The organism is Lentzea sp. NPDC054927 (assembly GCF_053610285.1).
The window spans coordinates 125,748-147,529 of sequence record NZ_JBSGXZ010000016.1 but is presented as its reverse complement, the minus strand read 5'-3'; the positions used below and the strand labels follow the sequence as shown (position 1 = coordinate 147,529).

Genomic DNA, 21,782 nt, shown 5'->3' with positions numbered 1-21,782 from the left:
GTCACAAGCCGTACCAGAGCGCGCCACAACCAGGCAGGGATGTCAAACGGACGAAAAGCGTGTCCGTTTGACATCCCTGCCTGGTTGCAGCAAGAGCTGAGGCACGACTCGTGACGGGGACCCCCACCGGAACCACACGAGAAAAGCCAAGAGCAGCTCGGCTTCGCCGTCGCCTCGGGCAGCTCGGCTTCGCCATCGCCTCGGTTGCCCAGCCCCCAACCACCGCTTGTTGGCCCGCCGGTGTGAGAGCCGCCACGCCAAAGGAGCGGAGCGAGGGGTGTTAGCCCTCGTCTACCACGTCTGGGTCGAGGCCTAGGTAGTTGGCGATCTGTTCCACGAGGACGTCGTGGACCAGGTCGGCCAGGTCGGCGCCGTCCTTGGCGCGGGCTTCTAGAGGGCGGCGGTAGAGGACGATGCGGGCTCGGTTGTCGGAGCCTGGGGGGAGTAGGCGGGCCAGGGGGACGTTGCCGTCCTCTACTACGCCGTCTTCGCCTTCGACCTGCACGTCCGGGACGTCGTCCACGGCCACGTCGAGCTGGGTGAGCTCGGTTCGCCAGCGGGCTTCGATGGGTTCCAGGGCCTCGATGACCAGGGCGTCGAAGCGTTCGGCGCGGGATCGGGCCGCTGGCAGGGTGGCTGGGTAGAGCGGGCCGCGGAGGCCGCGGCCGTGTCGGTCGCGGTTGCGCCTGCGCGGCGAGTCCTGCCGCCGTGAACCCCGTGCCATCACCACAACAGCGCAGCCTAGTTGCTGCTGCCTGGGAGCAAACACAGCGTGCCTCACACACAGCCTCCCGTGGACGCGCTATCGTCCCCGATCGTGCGGAGCGTGAGACGGTGCTCGCGAACCGGGTGTGCTAACCCGGCTGTCGCCACGCTCACCTACGCCTATGCGGACTCCACCGCGGTCGTCGGGCCGCTTGCCACGTACTCCGAACCGCACAGTTACGACCTGTGCGAGGAGCACGCGTTGCGGCTCACGGCGCCGCGCGGGTGGGAGGTCGTGAGGCATCAGGGTGAGTTCGCGGCGCCCGAGCCGACGGTGGACGACCTGACGGCCCTGGCTGAGGCCGTGCGGGAGGCTGGGCGGGCTGATGTCGCGCCCAAGATGCCCGATGTGCCCATCGGCTCTCAGAGGCGTGGCCACCTGCGCGTATTGCCTGATCCGCACGAGGACTGAACGACCACACGCATCACTAATCCTCTCGCCGGTAGGCTGCCCGGGCAGTGGCCGTCAAGAGCGAGTTTCATGGGAGTGTGCGGCGTGCGTGACCTGTCCGGCATCGTCAAGGCGTACGACATCCGCGGGGTGGTCGGCGAACAGCTGGACGCCGGCTTGGTTCGCGACTTCGGCGCAGCTTTCGCGCGGTTGGTCGGCGGACCCACGATCGTCATCGGTCACGACATGCGCGACTCCTCGCCTGGGCTCTCCAGGGCCTTCGCCGAGGGTGCTCAGGCGCAGGGCGTGAACGTCATCAGCATCGGCCTGGCCAGCACGGACATGCTCTACTTCGCGTCCGGCAAGCTGGACCTGCCCGGTGCCATGTTCACCGCGAGCCACAACCCGGCGCAGTACAACGGCATCAAGCTGTGCCGCGCGGGTGCCTCTCCGGTCGGCCAGGACACCGGTCTCGGGCAGATCCGCCAGGACGCCGAGAACCAGGTCCCGGACGCGGAAGGCGTCGAGCCCGGCACGTTCGAAGAGCGCAACATGCTCGTGGACTACGCGGCGTACCTGAACCAGCTGGTCGACCTGAAGAACATCCGCCCGCTCAAGATCGTCGTGGACGCGGGCAACGGCATGGGCGGCTACACGGTGCCGCAGGTCTTCGAGGGCCTGCCCATCGAGGTCATCCCCATGTACTTCGAGCTCGACGGCAGCTTCCCGAACCACGAGGCGAACCCGCTCGACCCCAAGAACATCGTCGACCTCCAGGCCCGCACCAAGGCAGAAGGTGCCGACGCTGGTGTCGCGTTCGACGGCGACGCGGACCGCTGCTTCGTCGTGGACGAGAACGGCGACCCGGTCAGCCCGTCCGCGATCACGGCGCTGGTCGCCGTGCGCGAGCTGGCCAAGGACCCCGGCGGCACGATCATCCACAACCTGATCACCTCGCACGCCGTGCCGGAGATCGTGACCGAGCACGGTGGCAAGCCCGTGCGCACGCGCGTCGGCCACTCGTTCATCAAGGAGGAGATGGCCAGGACCGGCGCCATCTTCGGTGGCGAGCACTCCGCGCACTACTACTTCCGCGACTTCTGGCGCGCGGACACCGGCATGCTGGCCGCGCTGCACGTGCTGGCCGCGCTGGGCGAGCAGGACGGTCCTCTGTCGACGCTGACCGAGGTCTACAACCGCTACGCCGCCTCCGGTGAGATCAACTCCACGGTCGCCGACCAGCAGGGCCGCATCGCCGCGATCAAGGAGGCGTACGGTTCGAAGGACGGCGTCACGATCGACGAGCTGGACGGTCTCACCGTGCAGCTGGCAGACGGGTCGTGGTTCAACCTGCGGGCCTCGAACACCGAGCCGTTGCTGCGCCTGAACGTCGAAGCCCCCACTCCCGAGGCCGTCGTCGCACTGAGCGACGAGGTCCTCGCGATCGTGCGGGCCTGAGGAGAGAAGACCGTGGCCGTCAAGCTCGAAGAGCAGTTGCTGGAGATCCTCGCCTGCCCGTGCCCCGAGCACGCGCCGCTGCGGCTCGGGACGCCTGCCGACCCGGAAGCGGACTTCCTCACGTGCACCGCGTGTGGCCGTTCGTTCCCGGTTCGCGACGGCATCCCGGTACTGCTGCTGGACGAGGCGGTCGAGCCGCCAACGGCTGGGTGACCTGGTGCTCGACGACACGCTGCTCGACGACCCGAGCCGCCTCGCCGACGCCGACACCGGCGGGTGGTTGCGCGCCGCCGCACGGGCGGGAGCACAGGTCCGTTCCACCGCTGAGGCCGCGGCCGAGGCGGGGGTGGAACGGATCTTCTCCGAACGCCCGCGCGCGGTCGTGCTGATCACCCGTCCGGGCCATTCGGTCGCGGTCGCGGGCGTGGTCATGGCGCTGCTCGGCCCCGGCTGTTCGGTGCCGGTGGTCGTGGCCGACGAGGTGCCGCCGTGGGTCGGCGCCCTCGACGTGGTGCTCGCCCACACCGAGGACCCTGGTGACAGGGTGCTCGCCGAATCGATCGACCGGGCCGTCCGCAGGGGCGCCCGGACGTTGCTGACGGCGCCGGACTCCGGTCCGATCGCCGCGGCCGCAGCCGGTCGTGCCGTGCTGCTGCCGCCCCGCATCGACGTCCCGCCGGGCTTCAGCTTCCACCGCGCGCTCGGCGCGTGGCTCGTGGTGCTGAACTCGCTGGGCCTGCTCAAGGTCGACGTCGAACTGGTCGCGGACGAACTCGACCGCGAGGCCGAGCGCGACCACCCGATGCACGAGTCGTTCGTGAACCCGGCGAAGTCGCTCGCGTTGCGCGTCGCCGACCGCACGCCGTTGCTGTGGGGCCTCGACGAGGTCGCCACTTCGATCGGCGTGCACGGCGCGGGCGTGCTGGGCGCGTTCGCCGGTGTCGCGTCGGATGTCGCCGGGTATCCGCAGGCGCTCACCCGCACGGTCCTGCACCGCCGCGCGGTGCAGGGAACTTCCGGCGCGGACCTGTTCGCCGACCCGGACGACGAGGTCGCCGGCGGACTCGTGCGCGTGCTGTTGCTGGCTGTGCGCCAGGGCCCGGTGGCCGATGCTGTCCGGCACGCCGCCGAGGACGCCCTGCCGGGCGCAGACGTGCTGGAGCCGGCCGTCGAGGTGGCGGGAGGCGACGCGGTCAGCGCCGCGCTCCTCGCGCTGCGCTTCGAACTGGCCGCGCTGTACCTCGGGCTCGCCGCCGGAGCGCTCGGCGGCAACCCGTACTGAATTGGGAGCTGACTTAGAAGTGGACCTGCTGCACAACGCGGTAAGGCCGTACGCGTGGGGTTCACGCACGGCCATCGCCGAGCTGCTCGGGAGGGAGGTGCCCGCACCTCATCCCGAGGCCGAACTGTGGATGGGCGCCCACCCCGGCGACCCGTCCCGCGTGGTCGGTACCGACGGCGTCGAACGATCACTGCTCGACCTCCTCTCGTCCGATCCGGACGGCCAGCTCGGCACGCGCGTGGCCGAGCGGTGGGGCAGCAGGCTTCCGTTCCTGCTCAAGGTCCTCGCCGCCGACGAGGCGCTGAGCCTGCAGGCGCACCCGTCCGCTTCGCAGGCCGCCGAAGGCTTCGCCGTGGAAGAGGCCCGCGGCGTGCCGCTCGACGCCGCGGTGCGCAACTACAAGGACCCGGCCGCGAAGCCGGAACTGATCTGCGCGTTGACCGAGTTCCACGCCCTCGCTGGTTTTCGGTCGCCCGATCGCACGGTCTCGTTGCTGCGCACGCTGGACGCGCCCGCGCTGTCGCCTTACACCGAAATGCTGGTCGCACAGCCGGACTCCTCGGGCCTGCGCGCGTTGTTCACGATGCTGATCACGCTGCCGCAGACGTCGCTCTCGGTGCTGTTGCCGCAGGTGCTCGACGCGTGCGTGCTGCACGTGAAGGAGCACGGCGAGTTCGACATGGAATGCCGCACGATCCTGGAGCTGGGCGAGTCCTACCCCGGCGACGCGGGCGTGCTCGCGGCACTGCTGCTGAACCGCATCGTGCTGCAGCCCGGCGAGGCGATCCACCTGCCCGCCGGCAACCTGCACGCGTACCTGCGCGGTACCGGCATCGAGATCCTCGCGAACTCGGACAACGTCCTGCGCTGCGGCCTCACGCCCAAGCACGTCGACGTGCCCGAGTTGTTGCGTGTGCTCGACTTCACGTGCGGCGACATGGACGTCCTGCTGGGCGAGGAGATCTCGCCGGGCGTCCGGATCTACCGCACGCCGGCGCCGGAGTTCGAACTGTCGCGCCTGGACGTGCCCGGGGAGATCCGGATCAACCACGACGGTCCGCAGATCGTCCTCTGCACCTCGGGCGCAGCGATCTTGACGAACGCGCGCGGCGACGAACTTCGGTTGCAGCGCGGCCAGTCCGTGTGGCTGCCCGCCTCCGACCCCGCGGTCGTCGTCCGGCCAGATGGTGTCGAATCCGCTCAACTTTTCCGCGCGACAGCGGGAACGGACTAAGGTCCTCACCGGACAAACCGGACTGGTTTCAGCAAGGAGACACGCGTGTCAGCAGGGGGCGGATCCAAGGCCATCGTCGCAGCACTCGCGGCGAACGCCGGAATCGCGGTGGCCAAGTTCATCGGATTCTTGTTCACCGGCTCGTCGTCGATGCTGGCAGAGTCGGTGCACTCGCTTGCGGACACGTCGAACCAGGGCCTGCTGCTGCTCGGTCAGAAGACCGCACAGCGCAAGGCCACCAGGCTGCACCCGTTCGGCTTCGGCCGTGACCGCTACTTCTGGTCGTTCGTCGTGGCACTGATGCTCTTCACCCTGGGCTCGGTCTTCGCGCTGTACGAGGGCATCCACAAGCTGCAGCACCCGGAGCCCCTCAAGGACCCGATCATCGCGATCGTGATCCTGGTGGTGGCGATCGGCCTGGAGACCTACAGCTTCATCACCGCCATCAACGAGTCGAAGAAGATCAAGGGCGACGTCTCGTGGTGGGGCTTCATCCGCCAGTCCCGCACGCCGGAACTGCCCGTGGTGCTGCTCGAGGACCTCGGCGCCCTCGTCGGCCTGGTGCTGGCCCTGTTCGGCGTCGGCCTCTCGATGATCACGGGCGACCCGGTGTTCGACGCGCTCGGCACCATCGCCATCGGTGTGCTGCTGGGCATCATCGCGGTCATCCTGATCATCGAGATGAAGTCGCTGCTGATCGGTGAGGGCGCGTCCGACAAGGACCTCGACCTGATCGTGGACGAGCTGGCCGCGGGCAAGGTGCAACGCGTCATCCACATCAAGACGCAGTACATCGGCCCGGAGGAGCTGCTGGTCGCGGCGAAGATCGCGCTGGAGCCGCACCTGCCGCTCGACGAGGTGGCGCAGGCGATAAACGATGCCGAGCAGCGGGTGCGGGCCAAGGTGCCGCACGCTCGGTTGATCTACCTGGAGCCGGATCTGGACCGGTCGACGGTCACCAGTTCCTGATTTCTCCCCAAAGCCGCCCCGATGTTGTCGCCGGGGCGGCTTTGTCGTGTCGCGCATTGGCAACACGCGTTGGCGGGAGTGCATGAGCACCGGGGGAAGGAGTCCTACCGGCGTCACGTGGCAGCCGTGGTCTGACTAGGGCGGGACAGCGGGCCGGTCGTATCGAGACAAACACCGGACAACCCGCGAACATCAGCTATAGGGGTTCCACATGCTGGATACCTCTAGGGTGGGCCAATTGGGTCCATCAAGGAGGTATGCACCGTGCCTGGGAACGGGTTGTGGCGCACGAAGTCGATCGAGCAGTCGATCGCGGACACGGACGAGCCGGACACCAAGCTCCGCAAGGACTTGACGGCTTGGGACCTCACGGTCTTCGGCGTCGCGGTCGTCATCGGCGCCGGCATCTTCACGCTCACGGCGACCACCGCCGGCAACATCGCGGGGCCGTCGGTGTCGCTCTCGTTCGTGCTGGCGGCGATCGCCTGTGCGCTGGCGGCTTTGTGCTACGCCGAGTTCGCCTCGACGGTGCCGGTCGCGGGTAGCGCCTACACGTTCTCCTACGCGACGTTCGGCGAGTTCGCCGCGTGGATCATCGGCTGGGACCTGGTGCTGGAGTTCGCGGTCGGATCGGCCGCGGTCGCCAAGGGATGGTCGGCCTACCTGCAGACCACACTCGGCCTGCTCGGGTTCGACGTGAAGACCGAGGTGGGCGACAGCATCAAGTTCGACTGGGGCGCGGTGCTGCTCGTCGGGGTGCTGACGGTTCTGCTCGTCGTGGGCACGAAGCTGAGTTCGCGCGTCAGCGCGGTCATCACGGCCATCAAGGTCGCCGTGGTGCTGCTCGTGATCGTGGTCGGCATCAGCTACATCAAGGCCGAGAACTACAGCCCGTTCATCCCGCCGGCCGCCGAAGGTGGCCCTGCCGCGCACACGGGCATCGAGCAGTCCCTGTTCTCGCTGATCACCGGATACTCGGGCAGCACGTACGGCGTGCTCGGCATGCTGGCGGCCGCGAGCATCGTGTTCTTCGCGTTCATCGGTTTCGACGTCGTGGCGACCACGGCGGAGGAGACGAAGAACCCGCAGAAGGCCGTGCCGCGCGGCATTCTCGGCTCGCTGGCGATCGTGACGGTGCTGTACGTCGCCGTCACGCTGGTGATCACCGGCATGGTGCCGTACACGAAGCTCGCCACGCAGCCGGACGGCTCGCGTGCGACGCTCGCCAGTGCGTTCGCGGACAACGGCGCCGACTGGGCAGCCACGGTGATCTCGGTCGGTGCGCTCGCGGGTCTGACCACCGTCGTCATGGTGCTGATGCTCGGTCAGAGCCGGGTGCTGTTCGCGATGTCGCGGGACGGACTGCTGCCGCGCGGCCTGGCGAAGACCGGCAGCCACGGCACGCCGACGCGCATCACGATCATCATCGGTGTGCTGGTCGCGGTCGCGGCGGGCTTCTTCCCCGCGGGCAAGCTCGAAGAGATGGTGAACGTCGGCACGCTGTTTGCGTTCATCCTCGTCTCCGGCGGTGTGCTGGTGCTGCGCAAGACGCGGCCGGACCTGTCGCGCGGCTTCCGCGTGCCGCTCGTGCCGCTGGTGCCGATCCTCGCGATCCTCGCCTGCCTGTGGCTGATGCTGAACCTGACCGCGCTCACCTGGGTCCGGTTCATCGTGTGGATGGCGCTCGGTGTGGTCGTCTACTTCATCTACAGCCGCCGCAACTCGGTGCTGGGCAAGACCGGTCAGGGCAAGGTCGAGCCAGAACCGGTCGTCAAGCACGGCGAAGAGCCAGGCATCTAGACATCGGATCTCTTCTCCTCCAAGCTCATGGTGCCGCCATGAGCTTGGAGGAGGGGTTCGATGCTCAACGCGCTGGTCGCAGCGCTGCTGGCGGTGCTGCCCTTGGCAGGTCCCGGCACGAACTACGCCACAGACGACCCGTTCACCTCGGAGCGCACGCAGTGGTTCCGGGACGCCCGCTTCGGCATGTTCATCCACTTCGGCGGCTATTCGCAGCTCGAGGGCGAGTACCAGAGGTCCGACGGCTCCACGTGCCAGGACGCCGAGTGGATCATGAACAAGTGCAAGATCCCGACCGCCGACTACGAGCGGCTGGTCAAGTCGTTCAACCCCGCCCAGTTCTCGGCCAAGGCCGTCGTCGACACGGCGAAAGCGGCGGGGCAGAAGTACATCGTCATCACGTCGAAGCACCACGACGGCTACGCGATGTGGCCCACGAAGGTCAACAAGTGGAGCCTGCGCGACCACTCCGCGTTCGACCGCGACCGCGATGTGCTGGCCGAGCTCAAGGCTGAAGCGGACCGGCAGGGCATCAAGTTCGGCCTCTACTACTCGACCTGGGACTGGCACGACCCGGACGCCCGGTCGGCACAGAACTTCGCGCGGTACAAGGCCCGCATGCGCGCCCAGCTCGTCGAGCTGATCGACGGCTACGACCCGGCGCTGCTGTGGTTCGACGGCGACTGGGACACCGACAACCCGCCGAACCCGTGGACCAAGCAGGACGGCGCCGAGCTGGAGTCGTTCCTCAAGGCCAAGGACCCGGACCTGCTCATCAACAACCGGATCTCCAAGCGCGCGCCGGGCGTGAAGGAACGCCGGGTCGTCGACGGCGACTTCGGCACGCCGGAGCAGACCTTCCCGTCCGCGCCGATCGACGCCCAGCTCTGGGAGTCCTGCATGACCATCCCGAGCAAGTGGGGATACGCCAAGTGGGACAAGAACTTCAAGAGCCCCACGACGCTGACCCGCAACCTCGTCGACATCGCCTCGCGCAGCGGCAACTACCTGCTCAACGTCGGCCCGGACAAGCTCGGCCGCATCCCGGCACCCGAGTCGGATCGCCTGCGCGCCATGGGTTCCTGGCTCGCGCAGCACGGTAGCGCCGTCCACGGTGCTTCGGCGGCCTCGTGGGTCGCGGACCCGGCCTGGGGTGCCGTCACGCGCAAGGACGACAAGCTCTACCTGTCCGTCTACGACTGGTCGAACTCCTTGCACCTCAACGTGCTCGAACCGTTCGACGTCACGTCGGCCCGCGTGCTCGGCAGCCCGCAGCAGGTGTCCGTGGTGAAGGCCGGCGACGGCTACGACGTGAAACCCAGTGGCGCCAAGACGAACGACGTCGCCACGGTGATCGAGCTGACCGTGCGCGGCGAGCAGGCCGCACCACCCGGAACCGGAAAGGGCCTGCGCGCGCAGTACTTCCCGACGAACAACTGGACCGGCACGCCCACCACCCGCACGGATCCGTCGCTGAACTTCGCGTGGCGCTTCGACGGCGACAACTTCTCCGTGCGCTGGACCGGGTTCGTGCAGCCGAGGTTCAGCGACACCTACACGTTCCTCACGGTCTCCGACGACATCGCGAAGGTGTGGGTGGACGGCAAGCTCGTGATCGACGCCTCGCAGGCGCACCAGGTCCGCGTCGACAAGGGCACGATCGCCCTGCAGGCCGGGAAGAAGCACGCCATCAAGGTCGACTACGCGGAACGGACCGGCGAGGCACACCTCAAGCTGCTGTGGTCCTCGGCGAACCAAAACCAGCAGGTTGTGCCCGAGGAACAGCTCTACACCAACTAACCTGCGGACATGGGTAACGCGCGGTGGCTCTCCGAGGAGGAGGGGAACGCCTGGCATCACTTCGTCCAGGCGTACCACCTCCTCGAGAGGCAGATCGAACAGCAGTTGCAGCGCGACGCGGGCCTCTCGCACGCGCAGTACAACGTGCTGGTCGTCCTGTCCGAACAGCCCGGCAACCGCATGCGGATGACCGAGCTGGCCCGCCGCGTCGTGGTGTCCAAGAGCTCGCTGACCTACCAGATCGGCAAGTTGGAGAAGGCGGGACTCGTGCGGCGCGAACCGCACGAGTCCGACGAGCGCGGCATCCTCGCCGTGCTCACCGACGCCGGCAAGAACCTGCTGCACACCACCGCGCCCGGTCACGTCACCACGGTTCGCGAGTACCTGATCGACCTCTTCACGCCGGAGCAGCTCGCGCAGCTGGGGTCGTTCATGCAGGTCGTGCACGAGCGAGCGGACGACTAGAGCGTCAGCAGGCCAGCAATGCGGTGGTATGCGCGACATTGAGCTTGGGCAGTGTTCGATTGCACCGTGAGTTCGCTTAGCTGCTGCGCCTATTCGAACGGAGGCAGCGAGTCACGCTGTTTCCGGTTGCGGCTGGCCGTTAGGCGCTCCGCTCGTGCTCCTCGAATGCGCTGTAAGCCTGGGTGCGCACGAACATCGCGACGCGGCATGCCCGGTCGCAGCTGCTGCCAACCAACAGGCCCGACGCGCTGTAGCGCTGCAGCTCGAACATCCGCACCCACGTCTCGTAGGTCTCGATCGCCAGCGACGTCTCCTCCGGCGCGAAGTCGATCAGCCCGCGTCCCACGGCTCGTTGGAGAACCCGTCTTGCCGGTCGGCCGCGTGCCTTCGAGGATCACCTTGGGCGTGAGCTTCATGGTGGGTTAGCTTGCCTCGTGATCCTCTGTCTCGACGTCGGTTCCACCTGGACCAAGGCCGCGCTCATCACCCCCGAGGGCGACCTGCTCCGGACCGGGCAGCACCCGACCACGCCTCCCGAGGTGCTGCACGGCATCGACGCGCTCCGCGACACAGTTGGCGACGGCGAGATCCTGGCCTGCTCGTCCGCGGGCGGTGGCCTCAGGCTCGCGGTCGTGGGACAGGAACGCGTGGTGAGCGCCGAGGCCGGCTACCGGGTGGCTCTGTCCGCGGGCGCCAAGATCGTGCACGTCAGCGCGGGCCCGGTCGACGTGAAGGCGCTGCGAGCCTCGGCACCGGACCTGATCCTGCTGGTCGGCGGCACGGACGGCGGCGACCGGTCGGTTCTGCTGCACAACGCGAAGAAGCTCGCCCGTGTGGCCGTGCCGATCGTGCTCGCGGGCAACGTCGAGGCACAGCCCGAAGCTCTGGAACTCCTCAGCCAACGGACGGTGGTGGCCTGCCCGAACGTGCTGCCCGACGTCGGCCAGCTCGCCCCGGATCCCGCCCGCAAGGCGATCCGCGAGGCGTTTCTCCAGCACGTGATCGGCGGCAAAGGCCTCTCGAGGGGTCCGCGATTCCGGCAGCTGGTGCGAGCCGTGACCCCGGACGCCGTGCTGGCGGGCGTGTCCAGGCTGGCCGCGCAGGACCGCGAAGGCGCTGTGCTGGTCGTGGACGTCGGCGGCGCCACCACGGACGTCTACTCGGCGGTGTCCAACGTGGACAGCGAGGGTCTGGAGAGGACGGTCGCGCTGCCACCGGACAGGCGCACCGTCGAAGGCGACCTCGGCATGCGCTGGTCGGCACCGGGTGTGGTCAAGGAAGCGGTAGCCGAACGCCTCACCACCGAAGATCTCACGGAAGAAGCACGTCACAGGGCCGAGAACGTCGGCTGGCTCCCGGAAGACCCCGCGGTGGACATCAAACTGGCGTCGTTCGCCGCGATCTTGGCTGTGCGCAGGCATCTCCGGCAGGTCGACGGCCAGCTCGGACCGCACGGCGCGGGGTTGCTGGTGCTCTCCGGCGGCGTTTTCCGGCACACGCCGGACATCACGCCGATCGTCGAGGCGCTGCGGAGCGACCCGGTGCTGCGGCCCGTGCTGCGGACCGCCGAGATCACCGTCGACCGCGACTACGTGCTGGCGCCGGTGGGTCTGCTCGCCGAGTCGCGGCGGCTCGAGGCCGCCGACCGACTGGCGAAGCAACTGGGTTAGGAGGCGGACTCTTCCTCGTCCACGAACTCGAGCAGGTCGCCGGGCTGGCACTCCAGCACCCGGCACATGGCCTCCAAGGTGCTGAACCGCACGGCTTTCGCCCGCCCGTTCTTCAGCACCGCGACATTGGCCGGCGTCAGCCCGACCTTCTCCGCGAACTCGCCGACGCTCATCTTGCGCTTGGCCAGCTCGACGTCGATGCGCACGATGATCGCCATCAGATCACCGATTCCATGTCGGCACGCAGCGTCGTGGCGCGCTGCAACAGCGCCCGCATCACGACCAGCACCAGCCCGATCACGCTGACCCCCGTGGTGAACAAGAAGAACAACACCAGCACGCCGGGGTCGTCGGCGTTGAAGCCGACCCAGATGAACACACCCACCAGCACGACCCACCCGGCGGCGATCGCCCAGACCATCACGTTGACCCACTTGATCGCGGCCTCGGTGAAGATCAGATCTTTGCGCACAAGCGTGAGCAGCTTCCAGGTGGCCACGATCACCACCTGCACGCACACCACCCAGAACACCGACACGATCGTCGAGGGCCACCGCAGGTACGCCTCGTCCGGGTTCTGCTGCGCCATGTACGCGTAGGAGCCGGGGATCGACAACGTCTCCAGCACGACGAGGATCCCGAACAGCGCCACGAGGAACACTCGCAGGGCAACCACTGCCCAACGCTCAGAAATCACGCATCGAGTATCGGTAGTGATCTATCGAAAGTCAATCGGTAGTGATCGTGTCGCAACAGGTCTCTACAGTGATCGCCGTGGGACTGCGTGAGCGCAAGAAGACAGAGACCCGAGCGGCCCTCTCGACCGCCGCACTGCGCCTCGCCCTGGAGAAGGGCGTCGACAACGTGCGCGTCGACGAGATCGCCGAGGCGGCGAACGTCTCGCCGCGCACCTACAACAACTACTTCCCCAGCCGCGAGCACGCGATCGTCGCCGGCATCACGGCCTCACGGGCGTTGCAAGTAGCCGAAACACTCCGCGCACGCCCGTCGGACGAGCCCTTGGTCGACTCGATCGTCGCCGCGTTCGCCGAGCAGTACCGCGACCCCCCGACCGAGGCTCTCGCGCTGATCAACTCGACCCCGTCGTTGCGCGAGGCCTACCTCGACTCGGTGTCGTCGGTGGAGCCGCCGATCGCCGAGGTGATCGCCGAACGCCTCGGCAAGGACCCGACCGGCGCCGAGGTGCTGGCCGCAGCGGTGTCCGCCGCCGCCCGGATCGCCGTGCAGCGCTGGGTGAACGTGCGCCCGTCGGGCCTGGTCGTGATGCCGGCCGGCTCCGTCGAGGATCACCTGCGTGAGGCGATCAGCCACCTGGAGCCGGCGCTCAGGTGAGCTCGTCGGCCAGCACGCTCATCAGCAACGCGTCGTGCCACTCGCCGTCGCGGAAGAACGACTGCCTGAGCCGTCCGTCGACCTGGAACCCGACCTTCTCGTAGGACCGGATGGCACGCGTGTTCGCCTCCACGACGCCGAGTTCGATCGAGTGCAGCCTCAGGGTGTCGAACCCGTACCGGCACACCCGGCGCAGCGCGTCGGTCCCGTACCCGCCGCCCCAGTACTCCTTCTCACCGATGTAGATGTCGGCCTCGGCCCGCGCGTTGACCGGATCCGCGTCCCGCAACCTGACGAGGCCGATGTGCTTGCGCTCGTCCAACGTCTCGATGCAGAAGGTGACTCGCTCGTACGAGTTGTCCGGCCGCTCAGCGAACGTCTTGCGCATCGAAGCCAACGACACGTGGTAGTAGGCGTACAGCCAGCGCATCACTTCTTCGTCGTTGAACCAGCGCTGAAAGGCCTCGGCGTCCTCGGGCTCGACGGGCCGCAGCCGGACCAGATCCCCGGTCAGCACAACTCGTCCTCCAGCACGCACATCAGCAGCTCGTCGTACCACTTCCCGTCGCGGAAGAACGCCTGCCGCAACCGCCCGTCCAGCTGGAACCCGATCTTCTTGTACGACCGGATCGCCCGCTCGTTCACCTCGACGACGGTGAGCTCGATCGAGTGCAGCCTCAGGGTGTCGAACCCGTACCTGCACACCCGGCGCAGCGCGTCGGTCCCGTACCCGCCGCCCCAGTACTCCTTCTCGCCGATGTAGATGTCGACCTGCGCGCGCCGGTTGATCGGGTCCGCGTCCCGCAGCGCCACGACGCCGATGAGCTTGCCGTCCTCCAGCGTCTCGATGCAGAAGGTGGCCTTCTCGAACGAGTTCTCCGCGCGGTCCGCGAACCGCTTGCGCAGCGCGGCGAGCGAGTCGTGGGTGTAGCTCTGCAGCCAGCGCATGACGTCTTCGTCGTTGTGCCAGCGGTAGAACGCGTCGGCGTCCTCCGGCTCGACGGGCCGCAGTCGAACAAGTTCCCCGGTCAGCATGGTTCGCAGACTAGGAGCCACCCAGTGCGTCGCGCGACCGCGTTTCCGGCCGGCGCGCGAACGGCAACGAAGTCGGTTCCGGCGCGTCCACGTCCAGCAGCCCCGCCGCGATCGCCACCGCCCGATCCCACTCCGGATCCGACGTGTAGTCCGAGTGCGCCGACACCCCGGACCGCCACCGCCGACCGGGGAACGGTCCCCGCTGCGGATCCGGCAACCAGTGATCGCCACCCAGCACCAAAGCCCCGGTGGGCCCGCGCAACGCAGGCGCCAACGCACCCTCCGAACCGTCCGGCCGGTACCCGACGCCGAGCAACATCCCGTCGAACACCTGCCGCCGCCACGTCATCACCGCGCCGCCCAACGGGTCCGTGCCGCGGCACAGCGAGCGCCACCGGCCGTCCAACCCGCCGGCCAGCCGAGCCAGCGACGCGTGCGGCACCACAGCGGGGAACGCCCGCGGGTAAGCCCACTGCAGCTGTGAACCGGCGGTCAGCAACCCGATCCGTTCGCGATCGTGCGCCGGCAACTCCTCCAGCAACCGAGCCGCCGCGACAGCGACCAGCAGCGATCCCTGCGAATGTCCACAGAGGACGACGCGGGTGCCGGGGTCGCGCAGGTGGTCCTGCACGCGGGAAACGAGCTCCGGCACGACCTTCAACGCGTAACAGGGCGGCACGATCGGGTGCGCCTCACGCGGCCAGAACTGCGCGATGTCCGCGATGATGCCCAGCCGCCGCCCGGACTCCGGCTGCCGTGCCGCCAGGTAGACGGCCCGCAGCAACGACACCGCCAGCAGACCGAGCACGCCCACGCCGAACGCCGAGAACGGCACCGTCCAGGAAGCGAGTGGAACGTTCCGCACCCGCAGCACAGTGGCCAGCACGGCGCCGACGACCAGCACGGACGCGATGATCAGGATCATGTGATGGCCGTGGTTGCGTTCCCAGCGGGCCCACCACCATGCCCGCGTCGCGGTGCGCAGGTCACGCATCCGGCCCGAGTGCAGCAACGAAGCCTCGCGCGCCCAGACCTTGCCCTTGCGGAACGCACGCCACCGCACCGCACCGGTGAACGACACCACCGCGAGCGTGCTGAGCACCCCCAAGACCCCGGCGACGCCCCACAACAGGGTGATGTAGTCGTACCCAACGGGTAGCTGCAGTCCGTCGCCCAACGCCTTGCGCACCGGCAGCGCGACCCCGGCACCGAACCCGCCGCCCAGCAGCCCCGCGATCGCCAGCACCGGCGCGGAGAACCAGCCGCCGGCCCACGGTCGCAGCTCCCGCGGCAGCGAGGCCCACGTTTTGCGCGCAAGCAGGGCGGCAGGCACCAGCAGGATCCCGAACAGCACCAGCACGAACGCCATCAGCAACGCCACGACCTGCACGGTCACGTCCGCGCCCGGCACCCGCAAAGGCACCTGCTCCTGCAGTCCCAGCGTCGTCAGCACCAACAAGACCGACAACGCCAGCAGCATCCGGCGAGGCTTGCGGCCCAGAGCGGCCCGCAGCCACCGTCCGCCGCGATGGGGAGCGCCGCCCGTCGGGTCGTCGAGCAGCAACACACCGAGCACCGACACACCGATCAGGACCAGCGCGGCGATCCACGCCACCGTGATCGCCACTCCCATGCCGCCGGAGGCCGTGAGCTGCTTCAACGGCCCGCCCAACGCGATCAGCGCCGCCACCGCGAGCGCGGCCACGACGTGCAGGGTCCGCAACGCGGGAGTGTCCGGATCGGTCGCGACGTGCGCGCCGGGCAGACCGGACGCGGGCTGCTGGTCCTTGTCCTCCGCGTCGGCGATCTCCTTGCGTTCGATCCGCCAGTCCACGTGCGACACGCGCCGCATCACGGCGATCACGACGATGATCGGCAGGAGACCCAGGAAGGTCCGGAACCACGGGAACGCTCTCATGTCGTCCGGAATGCTGGTCAAACACGCAGTGCCCGGCCGGAGACACTGGGCGGCGAGCAGATCGAGACTGACCACGGAGATCTGCGCGACCAGCAACGCCGTCAGCAGCAGGGCGAACACCCGCAGCAACGACCGCAGACCGATGCCGAGCAGGTGGGCAGGCAGGTTCCGCTCCGGAACGGGAGGCAGCATCCAATGCGCGACGTTCGCGATGCTGAACGGGAACAGCAGCGCCCAGGTGGCCTTGGCCACACCTCCCGACGTCATGCCGCCCCACAGGTACCCCTCGACGACACGGGGTATCGGCCGTCCCTCGGTCTGCAGCACCGGGCCTGGCGCGGGCCTGCGAAGTCTGTCGGCGGGGCGCACGATGCGCCCCAGCCCGTCTCCCGCGACGTCCACGGCCGCAACGGCGTCGACCAGCGTTTGTGGCGTCGTGCCCTGCACGCCGTGCACCCGCAATTCGACGACACGTGTGTCCGGGCCGGCAATCAACACCCGAGACCTCCCTCACCCAACGTGGGGGTCATAGTGGTGCATGAACGGGCTGTATGGTCGGACGACACCCTCTCTGAAGTGCCCTGGAGGACTTCGCAATGACCGCGGACCGGTTGCAGACCCGCAACGGCATCGACTTCGCAGTGGCCGACCTGTCGCTCCACGAGTTCGGCCGCAAGGAGATCCGTCTCGCCGAGCACGAGATGCCCGGCCTGATGGCGTTCCGCCGCGAGTACTCCGGGGTGTTCCCGCTCAAGGGCGCGCGCATCTCCGGCTCGCTGCACATGACCGTCCAGACCGCCGTTCTCATCGAGACGCTGGTCGACCTGGGCGCCGAGGTCCGCTGGGCCTCGTGCAACATCTTCTCGACGCAGGACCACGCGGCCGCTGCCGTCGTCGTCGGCCGTCACGGCACGGAAGAGGAGCCCAAGGGCGTCCCCGTCTTCGCCTGGAAGGGCGAGACGCTGCCGGAGTACTGGTGGACGTGCGAGCAGATGCTCACCTGGCCCGGCGGCTCGGGCCCGAACATGATCCTGGACGACGGCGGCGACGCGACGCTGCTCGTCCACAAGGGCGTTCAGTACGAGGCGGCCGGCGTCGTTCCCGCCGCCGAGGACAACGACTCGGACGAGTACAAGATCGTCCTCGACACGCTGCGCAACTCGCTGGCGGCCGACGGCAAGAAGTGGACGACCATCGCCGAGGGCATCCGCGGCGTCACCGAGGAGACCACGACGGGCGTCATGCGCCTGTACCAGCTCGCCGCCGCCGGTGACCTGCTGTTCCCGGCCATCAACGTCAACGACGCCGTGACGAAGTCGAAGTTCGACAACCGCTACGGCATCCGCCACTCGCTGATCGACGGCATCAACCGCGGCACCGACGTCCTCATCGGCGGCAAGGTCGCGGTCGTCTGCGGCTACGGCGACGTCGGCAAGGGCTCGGCCGAGTCACTGCGCGGCCAGGGCGCCCGCGTGATCGTCACCGAGATCGACCCGATCTGCGCGCTCCAGGCGGCCATGGACGGCTACCAGGTCGCGAAGCTCGAGACGGTCCTGCCGATCGCCGACATCGTGATCACCACGACCGGCAACAAGGACGTCGTCACCGTCGAGCACATGGCGCAGATGAAGCACCAGGCGATCCTGGGCAACGTCGGCCACTTCGACAACGAGCTCGACATGGCCGGCCTGCAGCGCTACCCCGGCATCCGCCGCAACAACATCAAGCCCCAGGTCGACGAGTGGATCTTCCCGACGGGCCGCACGATCATCGTGCTGTCCGAGGGCCGCCTGATGAACCTGGGCAACGCGACCGGCCACCCGTCGTTCGTCATGTCGAACTCCTTCTCCAACCAGGTGATCGCCCAGATCGAGCTGTTCACCAAGCACGAGGAGTACGACAACGAGGTCTTCCGCCTCCCGAAGGTGCTGGACGAGAAGGTCGCCCGCATCCACCTCGAGGCACTCGGCGGCGAGCTGACCAAGCTCACCAAGGAGCAGGCCGAGTACATCGACGTGGACGTCGAGGGCCCGTTCAAGGCGGACCACTACCGCTACTGAGCACTGCCTGACAGGGGTCTCCCGCGCGCGTCGCGGGGGACCCCTGTTTCATGTTCGCGTGGGATTCTTCGGCACATATGCCTACGAGCACGGCGAGTGGAAGACGTTGTCCGAGGGCGAGCTGCCGCCGCTCGCCGAGCCGTCGTTGTGGATCGACATCCACGACAGCGACATCACCTCGGTCGTCTACGCGCCGGTCGGCCCTGGTAGCGGCGTCGCCTACCTCGGCCTGACGCCGCGCACCTACTTCGAGAACCCCAACGCCTCCGACCCCACGGACGTCCTGCGCGAGGCCGCGGGGCTGGCCGCGTGGTGGGCGCTGCACAACGCCGGTGACGTCACCGCCAAACAGGCCGAGATCCTCGGCTACCTGGCTTCGGACGAGAACCCGGACGACTTCTCGCTGGACGAGGTACAAGACGTCGAGGACGTCGACGTGTTCGTCGAGATCAAGACGGCGCAGTTCCTGATGGCGCTCGACCTCCCGCTGCCCGCCGAGCTCAGCTGATCTTTTTGTCGGCGTGCCCCGCTAGGTTCTTCCGGTGACTCCCAGGAACGAAAAGATTCTCGACCAGCTCCGCACCGAGGCGCTCGCACGGGAGTTTCCAGAGGCCGATGTCGAGCGGTGGATGGAGCTCGTCCGTCCCTGCGCGCTCCTGACCGGGGACGAGGACGGGGATCGGGACGGTCCAATCGTGGGCCGGTTCGGTGGTCCGATCATGCTGCCCGCCGACGTTGAAACGTCCGAGTACCCGTTGGTCGCCACCATCGACTGCGCGGCGCTTCCTCCGGGCGTGACGGATCTTCCGCTGCCGTCCGACGGCAAGTTGCTGTTCTTCGGCTATCCGGAAGAGCACGGCATGGGCGAGGTGGTGTACGTGCCGGCAGGTGCTGCCGTCGAGGAGCGGGAGCTGGATCTGTCCTCTTACCCCGCTTGCGATGAGGACTTCGCGGAGATCCACGACGAGTACCAGCAGGGCGACATCCGCCTGACGCCGGACATCTCCCTGCCTTTCGTCGGCGTGGACGCGGCTCCAGCGCCGCTGGCGAGGGTGTGGGCGGACCAGTGGGGTGGCGCGACCCTGTTGCTCGGGGGATACGGGACGGACTGCAACGGCTGTCTCGCGACCGAGATCGCCGCCCTCTGCGCGGGCAGGGAAGGTGACTGGGTCCTGCTGGCCGAGTTCAACGTGTACCGGTCAGGCGGGGGTGCGGCCATCTTCTGGATGATTGAGCGTGACGACCTGATCGCGCGCCGCTTCAACCGCGCAGAGGTCCTCGTGGACTGGAATCCGTGACGAACGAGCTCAGTTGAGCTTCTCAGACGGCGGCGACCTCATGCAGGTGCGAGAACTCTTCAGGAATCAGCCCGCCGTGATCGAGATACGCGGCCAACACCGCCCGGACCGTGCTCAGTGGGACCTCATAGCTCGCGGGCACCAACGTCTCATGGCCTTGGAAGTCGTACACCACGTTGTCCGCAGCGTTCGAGTCACCTTGTGTCGCGCGCAGTTCGTCCGCGCCGCTGACCCGGACGTATCCCCGATCGGCACCGATGCCCGCGTTGACGGTCGGGAAGCCGTATGGGTCCTCTGCGATGGACACCTCGACCAGCGACGGGCATGGCTGGGCTGCCGACTGCGCACTCACGCGATCGATGAACGCGGACAACTCCTCGTGCGTAGCGACGATGATGGCTGGATCACCGGGGCCGTAGTCGTTGTCCGGCATCTGGTCGTACCAGATCTCTAGCGTTGCCACGGTGGCCGCTTCCCTCCTGTGAACGTCTTGCGGTAGTTCGGCCCGTACACCGTCAGCGTGAATCCTTCGGGCAGGAGCACCGGCAAAAGGTTGTCACAACCCCACTTCATGCGGCACGGGACGTAGTTGATGACCACGCTCGCGTGCCTGATGTTCTCGCGCCGCATCCGCACGGCAAGTTGCGGTCTCCACGTGCGTGATCGTGATGGGCGGCCCTTTTTCCGGGAACCGCGTCTCTTGCAGGACCCGCCAGACCTCCGCAGACTCGACATCCTCACCGCTCACGATGGGGCTGGCATGATCGCTGCCGGGTGCGAACCATCGGCCGTGCGTCTTCTGGCCGCTGCCTGACTGCACCGGGGGCGGAAGTTGTCCTCTCAGAGCCTCCACTTGCTCAGCAGAGCCTGGCGGGGGCGTGGCGGGCGCAGCGGCCGGGGCCGGGCCATCGGCAGTGTCGTGACTGATGCCGTGACGTTGCAGGTATGAACGGATCTCATCGGCCGCCGTCGCGAGCGTGGACACCTGACCTTCCGGTTCGGTGATTCCCTCGATCACCTTGGTGAACCACACGCAGGCTTCCTCCACGTCCGCTCGGCTGCTGCCGGAACCTGCAAGCTTCAGAAGCTCGCGTGCTTGTTCAGCGAGACCTGCGGCTTGGTGATGTGCGGCTATCGACTGGTCAATCGCGCCCAGTACGCGTCGCAGTGCATCCCCGACATCCTTAAGCGACGCCACACGGCTCCTCTAAGGGTGGAGGGCGCTCACAAACTCCTGCCAGGCCCCCGCGCTGAACCTCAGCTCGGGGCCTGCGGTGTTCTTGGAGTCACGCACGCGCACAGCCTGGGCGAACGCCACCTCGACGCAGTTGCTGTCCACGGAGCCACCGCCGCTGTAGCTGCTCTTACGCCAGGTGCAGTCTCCGGCCACTGAGGTCCTCCCGCGATCGACTGGCGAGATCCGCCACCATCGTTCGCGATTGTTCCTCATCGAGGGCGAGCGCATCCAGACGCGCGAGGATCGCCTTGCAATGTTTGATTCCAGCCGGATCCTGCACGAACACCTTGGCGATGTCGGACTCGGTGAACGCGACCGCGCCACGCTTCTCGTACTCCCACAGCACGTAGGGAGCTAGGAAGACAGCTTCAGGACCGCTTGCGGCGGGCACGATTCGGATCGTGTGGGTGTGGAACAGCAGTCGCATCAACTGGTCTTCCATGACCTCCCCACCGCCGACGTTGAGCCGCAGGGCGTTTTCATGAACGTAAAAGGTGCATTGCGGGCGGTCATGCCTACGCAGGAGCGTTTGTCGCTCCATCCGGAAGCGAACAGCCGCCTCGATCAGCTCTGGTGTCAGTACGCCGTTGGCTCGGTACAGCGCTAGCGCGTACTCCTCGGACTGAAGCAGACCTGGAATGGTCAGCATGTCGTAGCTGGTGATCTTTTGCGCGGAGGATTCGGCCATCGTCATCGTCCGCAGATTGGTCGGGACCTGCACGAAGTAATGGTCGAACGCCGACCGGTACCTGTTCAGGAAGTCCTCGACGAAGGCCTGGTTGCGCCCGCACCGGCCCAGATAATGGACGATGTCGATCTCGGTGGCGCGCACCTTGCCGTGCTCGATGTTGGAGACCTTCCCCGGATCCCACCCGAGCATCCGGGCGATCTTCCTGGAGCGGAAGGTCGTGTAGTGCTCCCGCACCTGTCGCAACTCATCGCCCAGGTCGCGGCTGTACGGGGTGGACGGATCGCCGTTCATGGAACTCGACGTTAGGCGATGGAGCGGAAACAACAACGGCCTCAAACGGGTGGACTTGAGACTCG

26 protein-coding genes are annotated in these 21,782 nt (G+C 67.7%); 14 read left to right on the top strand and 12 right to left on the bottom strand.

Features of this window, described 5'->3' with window-relative positions; genetic code table 11:
• Positions 1 to 280: 280 nt before the first annotated feature.
• On the bottom strand, positions 281 to 724 hold the full coding sequence (locus tag ACWGE0_RS22790; protein WP_319968663.1) for a metallopeptidase family protein: 444 nt from the start codon (positions 722 to 724) through the stop codon (positions 281 to 283).
• A 93-nt stretch (positions 725 to 817) separates the two neighbouring features.
• Between ACWGE0_RS22790 and ACWGE0_RS22785 the strand changes: the two genes are divergently transcribed.
• The 9 genes from ACWGE0_RS22785 (at position 818) to ACWGE0_RS22745 (ending at position 10,164) form a co-directional block, all read left to right on the top strand.
• The gene (locus ACWGE0_RS22785; RefSeq protein ID WP_319968601.1) at positions 818 to 1,177 is read left to right on the top strand and encodes a DUF3499 domain-containing protein; all 360 of its coding nucleotides are present in this window, start codon (positions 818 to 820) and stop codon (positions 1,175 to 1,177) included.
• Between the two features lie 84 nt (positions 1,178 to 1,261).
• Positions 1,262 to 2,614 (top strand): phosphomannomutase/phosphoglucomutase, encoded by a 1,353-nt coding sequence (locus ACWGE0_RS22780; RefSeq protein WP_452262906.1) that lies wholly within the window; start codon positions 1,262 to 1,264, stop codon positions 2,612 to 2,614.
• Positions 2,615 to 2,626: 12 nt separating this feature from the next.
• Complete coding sequence (locus ACWGE0_RS22775) at positions 2,627 to 2,827, top strand: Trm112 family protein (RefSeq protein WP_452262905.1); 201 nt, start codon at positions 2,627 to 2,629, stop codon at positions 2,825 to 2,827.
• A gap of 4 nt (positions 2,828 to 2,831) precedes the next feature.
• Positions 2,832 to 3,896, top strand: a complete 1,065-nt coding sequence (locus tag ACWGE0_RS22770; protein ID WP_452262904.1) for a hypothetical protein — start codon at positions 2,832 to 2,834, stop codon at positions 3,894 to 3,896.
• A gap of 19 nt (positions 3,897 to 3,915) precedes the next feature.
• A complete protein-coding gene (gene manA, locus ACWGE0_RS22765; protein ID WP_452262903.1) occupies positions 3,916 to 5,130 on the top strand; it encodes a mannose-6-phosphate isomerase, class I in 1,215 nt (404 codons plus the stop codon).
• Positions 5,131 to 5,175: 45 nt separating this feature from the next.
• Entirely contained in the window at positions 5,176 to 6,099 is a 924-nt protein-coding gene (locus ACWGE0_RS22760; protein ID WP_452262902.1) for a cation diffusion facilitator family transporter, read from the top strand.
• A 264-nt stretch (positions 6,100 to 6,363) separates the two neighbouring features.
• The gene (locus ACWGE0_RS22755; protein ID WP_452262901.1) at positions 6,364 to 7,899 is read left to right on the top strand and encodes an amino acid permease; all 1,536 of its coding nucleotides are present in this window, start codon (positions 6,364 to 6,366) and stop codon (positions 7,897 to 7,899) included.
• Positions 7,900 to 7,959: 60 nt separating this feature from the next.
• Positions 7,960 to 9,699: an alpha-L-fucosidase gene (locus tag ACWGE0_RS22750; RefSeq protein ID WP_452262900.1), complete on the top strand. Its 1,740-nt coding sequence runs from the start codon at positions 7,960 to 7,962 to the stop codon at positions 9,697 to 9,699.
• Between the two features lie 9 nt (positions 9,700 to 9,708).
• Positions 9,709 to 10,164, top strand: a complete 456-nt coding sequence (locus ACWGE0_RS22745; RefSeq protein WP_452262899.1) for a MarR family winged helix-turn-helix transcriptional regulator — start codon at positions 9,709 to 9,711, stop codon at positions 10,162 to 10,164.
• 139 nt (positions 10,165 to 10,303) lie between these two features.
• Here ACWGE0_RS22745 and ACWGE0_RS22740 read toward each other — a convergent pair whose 3' ends face one another.
• Complete coding sequence (locus ACWGE0_RS22740; RefSeq protein WP_452262898.1) at positions 10,304 to 10,510, bottom strand: hypothetical protein; 207 nt, start codon at positions 10,508 to 10,510, stop codon at positions 10,304 to 10,306.
• 88 nt (positions 10,511 to 10,598) lie between these two features.
• Between ACWGE0_RS22740 and ACWGE0_RS22735 the strand changes: the two genes are divergently transcribed.
• Positions 10,599 to 11,834, top strand: a complete 1,236-nt coding sequence (locus ACWGE0_RS22735; RefSeq protein WP_452262897.1) for a glutamate mutase L — start codon at positions 10,599 to 10,601, stop codon at positions 11,832 to 11,834.
• Here the strand turns inward: ACWGE0_RS22735 and ACWGE0_RS22730 are convergent.
• The gene (locus tag ACWGE0_RS22730; protein WP_452262896.1) at positions 11,831 to 12,052 is read right to left on the bottom strand and encodes a helix-turn-helix domain-containing protein; all 222 of its coding nucleotides are present in this window, start codon (positions 12,050 to 12,052) and stop codon (positions 11,831 to 11,833) included. The two genes, ACWGE0_RS22735 and ACWGE0_RS22730, sit on opposite strands and share 4 nt — an antisense overlap.
• Positions 12,052 to 12,531, bottom strand: coding sequence for a DUF2975 domain-containing protein (locus ACWGE0_RS22725; RefSeq protein ID WP_452262895.1), 480 nt, complete (start codon positions 12,529 to 12,531; stop codon positions 12,052 to 12,054). Before ACWGE0_RS22725 ends, ACWGE0_RS22730 begins: the two co-directional genes overlap by 1 nt.
• 77 nt (positions 12,532 to 12,608) lie before the next feature.
• Between ACWGE0_RS22725 and ACWGE0_RS22720 the strand changes: the two genes are divergently transcribed.
• Positions 12,609 to 13,187 carry a TetR/AcrR family transcriptional regulator gene (locus ACWGE0_RS22720; RefSeq protein WP_452262894.1) on the top strand — a complete coding sequence of 193 codons (579 nt, stop codon included), beginning with the start codon at positions 12,609 to 12,611 and terminating at the stop codon, positions 13,185 to 13,187.
• Here the strand turns inward: ACWGE0_RS22720 and ACWGE0_RS22715 are convergent.
• The 3 genes from ACWGE0_RS22715 to ACWGE0_RS22705 are packed head-to-tail and all read right to left on the bottom strand — an operon-like array spanning position 13,180 to position 16,638.
• Positions 13,180 to 13,704 carry a GNAT family N-acetyltransferase gene (locus ACWGE0_RS22715; protein WP_452262893.1) on the bottom strand — a complete coding sequence of 175 codons (525 nt, stop codon included), beginning with the start codon at positions 13,702 to 13,704 and terminating at the stop codon, positions 13,180 to 13,182. The two genes, ACWGE0_RS22720 and ACWGE0_RS22715, sit on opposite strands and share 8 nt — an antisense overlap.
• Positions 13,698 to 14,222 (bottom strand): GNAT family N-acetyltransferase, encoded by a 525-nt coding sequence (locus ACWGE0_RS22710; RefSeq protein WP_452262892.1) that lies wholly within the window; start codon positions 14,220 to 14,222, stop codon positions 13,698 to 13,700. The genes ACWGE0_RS22715 and ACWGE0_RS22710 overlap by 7 nt, the downstream gene beginning before the upstream one ends.
• A gap of 10 nt (positions 14,223 to 14,232) precedes the next feature.
• Positions 14,233 to 16,638: a hypothetical protein gene (locus ACWGE0_RS22705; RefSeq protein WP_452262891.1), complete on the bottom strand. Its 2,406-nt coding sequence runs from the start codon at positions 16,636 to 16,638 to the stop codon at positions 14,233 to 14,235.
• Between the two features lie 98 nt (positions 16,639 to 16,736).
• Between ACWGE0_RS22705 and ahcY the strand changes: the two genes are divergently transcribed.
• The 3 genes from ahcY to ACWGE0_RS22690 are packed head-to-tail and all read left to right on the top strand — an operon-like array spanning position 16,737 to position 19,498.
• Positions 16,737 to 18,200: an adenosylhomocysteinase gene (gene ahcY / locus ACWGE0_RS22700; protein WP_452262890.1), complete on the top strand. Its 1,464-nt coding sequence runs from the start codon at positions 16,737 to 16,739 to the stop codon at positions 18,198 to 18,200.
• 58 nt (positions 18,201 to 18,258) lie between these two features.
• On the top strand, positions 18,259 to 18,708 hold the full coding sequence (locus tag ACWGE0_RS22695) for a hypothetical protein (RefSeq protein WP_452262889.1): 450 nt from the start codon (positions 18,259 to 18,261) through the stop codon (positions 18,706 to 18,708).
• Positions 18,709 to 18,742: 34 nt separating this feature from the next.
• Positions 18,743 to 19,498 carry a hypothetical protein gene (locus tag ACWGE0_RS22690; protein ID WP_452262888.1) on the top strand — a complete coding sequence of 252 codons (756 nt, stop codon included), beginning with the start codon at positions 18,743 to 18,745 and terminating at the stop codon, positions 19,496 to 19,498.
• 22 nt (positions 19,499 to 19,520) lie between these two features.
• Here ACWGE0_RS22690 and ACWGE0_RS22685 read toward each other — a convergent pair whose 3' ends face one another.
• The 5 genes from ACWGE0_RS22685 to ACWGE0_RS22665 are packed head-to-tail and all read right to left on the bottom strand — an operon-like array spanning position 19,521 to position 21,717.
• Positions 19,521 to 19,961, bottom strand: a complete 441-nt coding sequence (locus ACWGE0_RS22685; RefSeq protein ID WP_452262887.1) for an Imm1 family immunity protein — start codon at positions 19,959 to 19,961, stop codon at positions 19,521 to 19,523.
• Positions 19,949 to 20,128 (bottom strand): DddA-like double-stranded DNA deaminase toxin, encoded by a 180-nt coding sequence (locus tag ACWGE0_RS22680; RefSeq protein ID WP_452262886.1) that lies wholly within the window; start codon positions 20,126 to 20,128, stop codon positions 19,949 to 19,951. Before ACWGE0_RS22680 ends, ACWGE0_RS22685 begins: the two co-directional genes overlap by 13 nt.
• Entirely contained in the window at positions 20,055 to 20,696 is a 642-nt protein-coding gene (locus ACWGE0_RS22675) for a DddA-like double-stranded DNA deaminase toxin (RefSeq protein WP_452262885.1), read from the bottom strand. Before ACWGE0_RS22675 ends, ACWGE0_RS22680 begins: the two co-directional genes overlap by 74 nt.
• A gap of 9 nt (positions 20,697 to 20,705) precedes the next feature.
• Entirely contained in the window at positions 20,706 to 20,948 is a 243-nt protein-coding gene (locus ACWGE0_RS22670; protein WP_452262884.1) for a DUF397 domain-containing protein, read from the bottom strand.
• Complete coding sequence (locus ACWGE0_RS22665; protein ID WP_452262883.1) at positions 20,863 to 21,717, bottom strand: DUF5753 domain-containing protein; 855 nt, start codon at positions 21,715 to 21,717, stop codon at positions 20,863 to 20,865. Before ACWGE0_RS22665 ends, ACWGE0_RS22670 begins: the two co-directional genes overlap by 86 nt.
• Between the last annotated feature and the right edge of the window lie 65 nt (positions 21,718 to 21,782).